The sequence below is a fragment of the Mycolicibacterium vaccae NBRC 14118 = CIP 105934 genome, assembly GCF_001552715.1.
In the GTDB taxonomy this organism is placed as follows: Bacteria; Actinomycetota; Actinomycetes; order Mycobacteriales; family Mycobacteriaceae; genus Mycobacterium; species Mycobacterium vaccae.
This window is the reverse complement of the sequence record NZ_BCRS01000235.1, coordinates 1-6,314: the sequence shown is the minus strand read 5'-3', so window position 1 is coordinate 6,314 and position 6,314 is coordinate 1. Positions and strand designations below refer to the sequence as shown.

General features: G+C 70.3%; 2 protein-coding genes and 1 pseudogene. 1 reads left to right on the top strand and 2 read right to left on the bottom strand.

Translation table 11 applies throughout. From position 1 onward, the window contains the following. Positions 1-354 (top strand): annotated as a pseudogene (locus MVA01S_RS27930) (serine/threonine protein kinase); the annotation flags it as partial. Between the two features lie 76 nt (positions 355-430). Here the strand turns inward: MVA01S_RS27930 and MVA01S_RS27925 are convergent. Next, entirely contained in the window at positions 431-3,658 is a 3,228-nt protein-coding gene (locus MVA01S_RS27925; protein WP_040541844.1) for an arabinosyltransferase domain-containing protein, read from the bottom strand. Between the two features lie 71 nt (positions 3,659-3,729). Next, positions 3,730-6,314, bottom strand: a 2,585-nt coding sequence (locus MVA01S_RS27920) for an arabinosyltransferase (protein ID WP_060941780.1), incomplete at its 5' end; no start/stop codon positions are given.

Sequence of the window (6,314 nt, the reverse complement as noted above, 5' to 3'; positions counted from 1 at the left end):
GACGAGGGCCGCCGCGAGGCGGCAGCGACGAACTCGGCCGCGGCGCCGCAGTCCGGCGCCGTCGCGCTGCCGGTGATCGTGGTCGGCGCAGACTGCGCGACGCTGGGCGCCGCGGGCGTCACCGAAGCCGGCGATCCGGCCTACTGCGCGCGTCTGGCATCAACCGGGGCGGCGCTGTGGTCGTTGTATCCGGGTGAGATCCCCCATCCCACCGGGACTTCCGCGGCCGACCCGGAAACCGGGAACGCCGCCACCCCGGTGCTGGTGTGCATGCAACAGACCGGACAGAGCCAGGTCGACTGCCACAACGACATCCTGCAGGAAAACGCCGACCCAGGCGCCAACGACAGCTGACCCCCGCCGAAACCGCATTCCACGTTGACATTTCGCGGCTTTCAGCGCATGGAATGCGGTTTCGGCGCGATCGGGGTCAGGGCTGGAAGCGCATCGGTCCCGGCGACCACAGCCCGGAATGGGTCGTCTCGCCCAGATCGAGGGTCGCGGGCTCGGCATCGACGATGGTGTCGAAGCGGCGCAACGAACCCCAGTCCTGGCCCCAGTCCTCGGACAGGTAGGTCGACATCACCGACGCCCGCAACAACATGTCGGTGATGCCGAGCAGCCCGCCGTTGAGGCCGTCCTGCCACGTGTCGGTGCTCTGCAGCTTGGCGAAATAGTCCGGCGAGATCCGGAACTTCGGGATCTCGGTGACGCCGTTGGCGTGCAGCATGGGCTGCTGGCACGGGAACGCCAGGCCCACCGCCCAGTCCATCAGCACCGGTTGCTGGGAGCCGATGTACTCCTGGACCGAGCGCACCTCGGGAACCCGCGGCGGAGTCACCGCGACCCAGTCGCCCTGGCCCAGCGACAGGTCCTCGGCGACCACCCGGACAGCGACCGCGTCGGCCGGGATCTGGGCGCGCGGATAGCGCAGGTTGCGCCACGACGGGGTCGGCCCGATGTCGTAGGGGCTGACGCGTCCGGCGGGCTCCGGCGCACCGTCGGGTCCGCGGGTCGCGTACTCCAGTTCGACGGTCTGACCGGGGGTGAACGCGTTCGCCACGCTGGTGCCCTCGATCGTGCCTGCGGCGGTGACCACCACCAGAGGGTGCGCGTCGTCGGGAGCCGGCAGCGCGTACCACGCCGACGCGAGACGGCTCTCCTGTTGCGGTCCAGTCGAATACGAGCCCGCGACCGGGACCCGGGCCGGGTCCAGGCCGTAGGGCAGCGGCACCCGGGAGCCGTTGACACCGGGCCGGGACAACTGGATCGGCCGGTTCCAGTCGTAGTCGGTGCCGGGCTGCGGGTTGTTCAGCCGGATGGCCTCGGCGATGATCCGGTCCGGCACACCGTCGGGGGAGAAGCCGGTCGGGTCGGTGCCGCCCAGCGGGCCCAGCGGGCCGTACGCAGGTTGACCGGGCGCCGTCGGAAGTGGTTGCAGGAAACCGTCGTTCGAGTCCGGTTCGACGAGTACGTCGTCGGCCAGCCCGCAGCCGCCGGCGAACGCCCGGATGTTGGCCCAACCGTTGGAGTAGGTCGGGTACTGGCGCACCACACCGACCGCAAGGGAGGCCACCATGAACACCACCATCAGGCCGGCGGCGACCGGGATCGGCGCGGCGGTCAGCACGTTGACCACCTTCGAATCCCGCTTGTCGTTCAGGTGCAGCCGGAAGGCCCACAGCGCGGCGATGCCGAACAGAACGAAGAACACCGTGCTGACGCTCACGCCGCCCAGCTGCGGCACCGAGGTGTTGTACGGCACACCGAAATTCGAGACGTACCACCAGCCGTTGGTGGAGGCGAAGCACAGCGCAAGGATGAACAGCACTCCGGCCAGGAACGCCATCCGGTTGCGGGCCGAGCGCAGCACCACCGGCGACACCAGCACCGTGGCCAGCGCCGCCATCGCGCCACCCACCGCGGCGAACAGGCCGAAGTGGTGGATCCACTTGGTGGGGGTGAACATCAGGAAGAAGATCGTGGCGAAGATGACGCCCATCAGCCGCCAGGCCGGACCGCGCGCCACCCCGGGAACCCGCTTGCGCCGCAACATGATGAACAGCGACGAGAACAGGCACAGCGCGGTGAACAGGAACGCCACCCGGCGCGCGATCGCCGCGTCGACGGTCGGCAGGATCAGGTAGTAGTACCGCAGGTTCTCGGTGTACCACTCCTGGCTGGGGCCGATCGCGGTGCGGACCTTGGTGGCCTCCATCACTGTGGCCAGGGTCTGATCGGCGAACACCACCGCCAGCACCACGGTGCCCGCGGCCAGCAGCGGCGCCAGCAGGGGCCACAAGCCGACCGCTTGGCGTCGCCGCATCAGGATGCGCAGGATCGGACGACCGCCGGCGACCAGCGCGGCGACCGCGATCAGTCCGGTCGGCTGGATGCCGAGGGTGAACGCCGCGGTGGTGATGGCCAGCGCGGCCGGAGTGAGCCGGCCCGAGGTGACGGCCCGCTCGATCAGCACGTAGGTGATCAGCGCGCCCGTGGCGATCTGACCTTCGGGGCGGAGACCGTTGTTGAACGGCATCCATGCGGCCAGCAGCACCAGACCCGCGGCCCACAACGCGGGCCGGCTCGCGGACACCGCGGGCCCGAGGCGGGGCAGCACCTCCCGGGAGAGCAGCAGCCAGCAGATCAGCGAGCAGATCAGGTCCGGCAGCCGCATCCAGATGCTGGCGGTGCTGACCTGTGTCATCAGCGCCAGCAGGTTGTAGTACCAGCCGAACGGATCCTCAGGGCTGCCGAACCAGCGGAAGTAGTTCGACATGTAGCCGGCGTGCTCGGCGACCCGCGCCATCTGCAGGATGTAGCCGTCGTCGGAGGAGTTCGCGCCGATCACGTACCAGATCGCGAACCCGCCGACGATGACGCCGTCGACCGGCGTGACGGTGCGCCAGCGGGTCGGGATCAACCGGTGCATGCGGCGCCCGTCGAGCCGGTCCAGCCGCCACAGCGCCAGCAGCGCGATCACCGTGCAGGCGATCGCGAGCAGGATCGCGGTCAGCTTCAGCGCGGTCGGATGCGTGGTGAACCGGGTGTCGATGTCCGCCGAGACCGACAGGCCCGGCGGGGCCGGTCCGGTCAGGTCGGTGAACACGCCGACGATCGCGGGCCGCAGGTTCGGGTCGGGGTAGCCGGTGCGCTGCGGCTGACCGGCGTCGGAGCCGGAAACCTGAGTCAGGCCGACGAAGTCGGCGTACGTGCCGTCCAGGTTGGAGGTGATCTCGATGCGGGAGCAGCCGGGCTGCCCGCCGGTGCCGGCGACCCGGTCCCGGTCCACGCTGGCGACCACGACGTTGCGGACGATCACGTCGACGCGGTCCTCGCTGACGGTGACCAGCATCGCGTTCAAGGCGGCGTCGCGGCCCTCGGCGGGTGCGGTGCCGAAGACCAGCCCGCCGTCGGCGGGCATGTCGCGGATCACCTCGCACGGCACCGTTGCGGTCAGGCTCACCGGCGCCTGGGAGATCAACGGGGCGGTGACGTTGGCGAGCTGACCGTTCTGCGGCCAGTTCAGCGTCGCGGTGGTCTGGGTGACCGGCAGCAGCGGGACCGACACGGCTAGCACGAAGCCGAGCAGACCCGCGATCGTCGCCACCCAGCGGGCGATCTTCACATCGTCTCTCACGGGAGTGCCGCGCTCCATCTTCGGTTCGCTCGCAAGCTCGCTCACGGCTTCTTCTGATTTGCCGTTCACGGCTTCGTCCGATTTGCCGTTCACGGCAGTGCCCTGATCGGTCCGCCCCTGCTCCAGCCGAACACTCGCGTCGACCCTTCCTCGATCTCGGCGTTAGGCGCCTCGTCGGACGGCACCACCCGCAGGTAGCGCTCCAGGGACCCCCAGTCGCGATACCAGTCGCCACGCAGGTAGGTCGGGATGGACTCGGTGCGCAGCAGCGCCTGGATGAACAGGAACGGTCCGCCGTCCTGCGCAGCCTGCCATTGATTGGACGACACGACGATCTGCTTGAAGTTCGGCATGATCCGGTACTGGGGCAGCTCGGCGATCCCGAGTCGCTCGGCGAACGGCCGCTGGCACGGGAAGTGCGCTGCGGTGGCGATGTCCATCAGCACCGGCGTCGCCCGGCCCAGGAAGCCCTGCGCGGTCTGCAGCACCGGCACCCGGGGCGGGGTGAACGCGAACCACTGGTCCTCGGACAGGTTCGGGTCGTCGGCGACGATGCGGGCCACGTTGGCCTCCGGCGGCGCCCACTCGAGCGGGAACCGCAGATTGCGCCACGCCTTCTGCTGGAAGATGTCGATCGGCTGTACCTCGCCGAGCTCCTGGTAGGAGCCGTCGGGCCGGTGCACGCCCCACTGCAGCTTCAGGGACTGCCCGTAGTTGAACGAGCCGTCCTCGTTGTAGTACCAGATCGCGCCCGCCGCGGCGACGGTGACCAACGGCCGGTCCGGGGTGCGGGGAGGCAGCTGGTACCAGGCCGAGGTGGCCTTCGCCGCGACGGTGTTCTCGTCGAAACTGCCCATCACCGGGGTGGTGTCCGGGTCCAGCCCGAACGGCAGGAACACCCGGGATCCGTTGACGCCCTCGGGGCCGTAGCCGCCGCCGGTGCCCGCCGCGTAGCCGACGCCGATGTTCGGCTTGTCGACCGGGCCGTCGGAGTTCGGGGTGCCGGGGTTGGCCGCCACGGGTTTGGCCGGTTCCAGGGTGTCGCTGACACCGTTGGGGGTGAACCCGACGGGGTCCTCGCCGCCCAGCGGGCCGTACTCGCCCCAGCTCTGGCCCGGCACCGGTTCGAGCATGCCCGCGTTGGTGTCGGCCTCGACGAGGACGTCGTCGGCCATCGCGCAGGACGCGTCGCCGAGCCCGGACCGCAAGGCCGCGATGTTGGCTGCCCCGGTGGTGTAGACGGGGTAGCGGCCGACGGTGGCCTTGACCATCGAGCCCAGCTCCAGCACCACCATGATGATCGCGACCACCAGCAGCGGCGAGGACGCCAGCGCCCGGTTGCGCCCGGTGTCGGCCACCTGGGTGTGTCCGGCGTAGTCCATCCGGAAGTGCAGCCAGCCCGCGAGCAGCCCGCACGCGATGGCCAGCACCAGGAAGATCGTGGTGACCGGGAAGCCGATGATCACCGGCTGCTTGTCGAACCACGGCACGCCGTAGTTGCCGACGTAGAACCAGCCGTTGATCCCGGAGGTGGACCAGGCCAGCACGAACAGCAGCGCGGTCACATACAGCGCCAGGTTGCGGCGGCTGTGCAGGCCGACCCGGGCGAACGCGAACGCGCTCAGCGCGCCGAGCGCGCCCGCCAGACCGGCGAACGCGCCGAACTGCACCACCCACTTGGTGGGGGTCAGCGTCAGCAGCAGCAGGCCGATCGCGGTCGTGCCGACCAGCCGCCACACGGGTCCGTTGACGGCGCCGGGCAGGCTTCCGCGGCGCAGCAGCACGACGATCAGGCCGACCACGCACAGCAGCAGGATCAGCACCGCGAAGCGCCGGGTCAGCGAGCCGTCGACGCTCTCCTCGACGGTCAGGAAGTAGTAACGCAGGAACTCCTGGTACCAGGAGATCGTGGGGCCGACGACGTACTTGATGCGCACCGACTCGGCGACGGTGGCCAGGGTCTGGTCCCGGAACACGACGACGAACACCAGCGACGCGGCCGCCGCCAGCGGCGTCAGTTGCGCGGCCAGGCCGTCGACGGGCCGGCGGGCGGCGACGATGCGGGTCACGCCGCGGGCCCCGACCAGCAGCGGCGCGACCGCGACCAGGCCCTGCGGGGCCAGCGTGACGGAGAGGGCGGCGACCACGATCGCCAGTGCGTAGGGGGACAGGCGGCGGGTGGCCAGTGTGGTCTCGGTGAGCATCCACACCGCGACCACACCGAACGCGATCAGCGGTTCGGGCCGCAGGCCGTTGTTGAACGGCAGCCACGCGGCCAGGAACACCGCACCGGCGGTCAGCACCGCGACCCGGTTGGCCGCCACCCGGCGGCCGAGCCTCGGCAGCACGCAGCGGCTGACGATCAGCCAGGTGCCGATCGCGGCGGCGGTGGCGGGCACGCGCAGCCACACGCTGGCCGTGCTGATTGTCGCCATCTGCGCCAGCACGCTCTGGTACCAGTCGAACGGCGCCTCGGACGCGCCGAAATAGCGGTAGTAGTTGGTGATGTAGCCGGCTTCGCCCGCGACCCGCGCGATCGTGGTGTTGTAGCCGTCATCGGAGGTCAACGCCCCAACCACGTGCCAGATCAGCAGACCGCCGATCACTGCGGCATCGGTGAGCCAGGTCCACACCCCGGCGGGCGGCCTGCGACGGCCGGCCGCGCGCGGCACCC

Excerpts from the sequence above, each read along its gene's own strand:
- MVA01S_RS27925 (WP_040541844.1), bottom strand. The coding sequence starts at position 3,658 with ATGGAGCGCGGCACTCCCGTGAGAGACGATGTGAAGATCGCCCGCTGG.